General features: G+C 56.8%; 1 rRNA gene. It reads left to right on the forward strand.

The annotated features are described in order from the left end of the window. Positions 1-32: 32 nt before the first annotated feature. A 23S ribosomal RNA gene (locus ACFVWW_RS34080) occupies positions 33-3,156 on the forward strand. The last annotated feature ends 21 nt before the right edge of the window (positions 3,157-3,177 follow it).

Raw genomic sequence — 3,177 nt, forward strand, 5'->3', positions numbered from 1 at the left:
TTGAGAACTGCACAGTGGACGCGAGCATCTGTGGCCAAGTTTTTAAGGGCGCACGGTGGATGCCTTGGTACCAGGAACCGATGAAGGACGTGGGAGGCCGCGATAGGCCCCGGGGAGCTGTCAACCGAGCTTTGATCCGGGGGTGTCCGAATGGGGAAACCCGGCAGTCGTCATGGGCTGTCACCCGCTGCTGAACACATAGGCAGTGTGGAGGGAACGAGGGGAAGTGAAACATCTCAGTACCCTCAGGAAGAGAAAACAACCGTGATTCCGGGAGTAGTGGCGAGCGAAACCGGATGAGGCCAAACCGTATGCGTGTGATACCCGGCAGGGGTTGCGCGTACGGGGTTGTGGGAGTTCTCTTGATCGGTCTGCCGGCCGGTCGACGAGTCAGAAACCGTATGGATAGGCGAAGGACATGCGAAAGGTCCGGCGTAGAGGGTAAGACCCCCGTAGCTGAAATCTGTACGGCTCGTTTGAGAACCACCCAAGTAGCACGGGGCCCGAGAAATCCCGTGTGAATCTGGCGGGACCACCCGCTAAGCCTAAATATTCCCTGGTGACCGATAGCGGATAGTACCGTGAGGGAATGGTGAAAAGTACCGCGGGAGCGGAGTGAAATAGTACCTGAAACCGTGTGCCTACAAGCCGTGGGAGCGTCGCTGTATGTGCTTGCACATACAGTCGTGACTGCGTGCCTTTTGAAGAATGAGCCTGCGAGTTTGCGGTGTGTTGCGAGGTTAACCCGTGTGGGGAAGCCGTAGCGAAAGCGAGTCCGAATAGGGCGATTTAGTAGCGCGCTCAAGACCCGAAGCGGAGTGATCTAGCCATGGGCAGGTTGAAGCGGAGGTAAGACTTCGTGGAGGACCGAACCCACCAGGGTTGAAAACCTGGGGGATGACCTGTGGTTAGGGGTGAAAGGCCAATCAAACTCCGTGATAGCTGGTTCTCCCCGAAATGCATTTAGGTGCAGCGTCGTGTGTTTCTTGCCGGAGGTAGAGCACTGGATAGGCGATGGGCCCTACCGGGTTACTGACCTTAGCCAAACTCCGAATGCCGGTAAGTGAGAGCGCGGCAGTGAGACTGTGGGGGATAAGCTCCATGGTCGAGAGGGAAACAGCCCAGAGCATCGACTAAGGCCCCTAAGCGTACGCTAAGTGGGAAAGGATGTGGAGTCGCAGAGACAACCAGGAGGTTGGCTTAGAAGCAGCCATCCTTGAAAGAGTGCGTAATAGCTCACTGGTCAAGTGATTCCGCGCCGACAATGTAGCGGGGCTCAAGCGTACCGCCGAAGTCGTGTCATTGCAGCTATAGGGCCAACGCCCGCTGTGATGGGTAGGGGAGCGTCGTGTGCCGGGTGAAGCCTCCGCGGAAGCGAGGGGTGGACGGTTCACGAGTGAGAATGCAGGCATGAGTAGCGATACACACGTGGGAAACGTGTGCGCCGATTGACTAAGGGTTCCTGGGTCAAGCTGATCTGCCCAGGGTAAGTCGGGACCTAAGGCGAGGCCGACAGGCGTAGTCGATGGACAACCGGTTGATATTCCGGTACCCGCTTTGAAACGCCCAGTATCGAATCCATTAATGCTAAGGCCGTGAAGCCGCCCTGATCTCTTCGGAGTTGAGGGGAGTGGTGGAGCCGCTGAACCGAGGTGGTAGTAGGTAAGCGATGGGGTGACGCAGGAAGGTAGTCCAGCCCGGGCGGTGGTAGTCCCGGGGTAAGGGTGTAGGGCGTTGTGCAGGTAAATCCGTGCAACATGTGCCTGAGACCTGATGCCGAGCCGATTGTGGTGAAGTGGATGATCCTATGCTGTCGAGAAAAGCCTCTAGCGAGTTTCATGGCGGCCCGTACCCTAAACCGACTCAGGTGGTCAGGTAGAGAATACCGAGGCGTTCGGGTGAACTATGGTTAAGGAACTCGGCAAAATGCCCCCGTAACTTCGGGAGAAGGGGGGCCATTCTGGGTGATCATCTTTACGGTGTGAGCTTGGGGTGGCCGCAGAGACCAGCGAGAAGCGACTGTTTACTAAAAACACAGGTCCGTGCGAAGCCGTAAGGCGATGTATACGGACTGACGCCTGCCCGGTGCTGGAACGTTAAGGGGACCGGTTAGTCACATTTCGGTGTGGCGAAGCTGAGAACTTAAGCGCCAGTAAACGGCGGTGGTAACTATAACCATCCTAAGGTAGCGAAATTCCTTGTCGGGTAAGTTCCGACCTGCACGAATGGCGTAACGACTTCTCGACTGTCTCAACCATAGGCCCGGTGAAATTGCACTACGAGTAAAGATGCTCGTTTCGCGCAGCAGGACGGAAAGACCCCGGGACCTTTACTATAGTTTGATATTGGTGTTCGGTTCGGCTTGTGTAGGATAGGTGGGAGACTGTGAAGCTTGGACGCCAGTTCAGGTGGAGTCGCCGTTGAAATACCACTCTGGTCGTGCTGGATGTCTAACCTGGGTCCGTGATCCGGATCAGGGACAGTGTCTGATGGGTAGTTTAACTGGGGCGGTTGCCTCCTAAAGAGTAACGGAGGCGCCCAAAGGTTCCCTCAGCCTGGTTGGTAATCAGGTGTTGAGTGTAAGTGCACAAGGGAGCTTGACTGTGAGACCGACGGGTCGAGCAGGGACGAAAGTCGGGACTAGTGATCCGGCGGTGGCTTGTGGAAGCGCCGTCGCTCAACGGATAAAAGGTACCCCGGGGATAACAGGCTGATCTTCCCCAAGAGTCCATATCGACGGGATGGTTTGGCACCTCGATGTCGGCTCGTCGCATCCTGGGGCTGGAGTCGGTCCCAAGGGTTGGGCTGTTCGCCCATTAAAGCGGTACGCGAGCTGGGTTTAGAACGTCGTGAGACAGTTCGGTCCCTATCCGCTGCGCGCGCAGGAGTCTTGAGAAGGGCTGTCCCTAGTACGAGAGGACCGGGACGGACGAACCTCTGGTGTGCCAGTTGTCCTGCCAAGGGCATGGCTGGTTGGCTACGTTCGGAAAGGATAACCGCTGAAAGCATCTAAGCGGGAAGCCTGCTTCGAGATGAGGACTCCCACCCCCTTTGAGGGGTTAAGGCTCCCAGTAGACGACTGGGTTGATAGGCCAGATGTGGAAGACCGGTAACGGTTGAAGCTGACTGGTACTAATAGGCCGAGGGCTTGTCCTCAGTTGCTCGCGTCCACTGTGT

This window comes from Streptomyces sp. NPDC058198, from assembly GCF_042882605.1.
Lineage (GTDB): Bacteria > Actinomycetota > Actinomycetes > Streptomycetales > Streptomycetaceae > Streptomyces.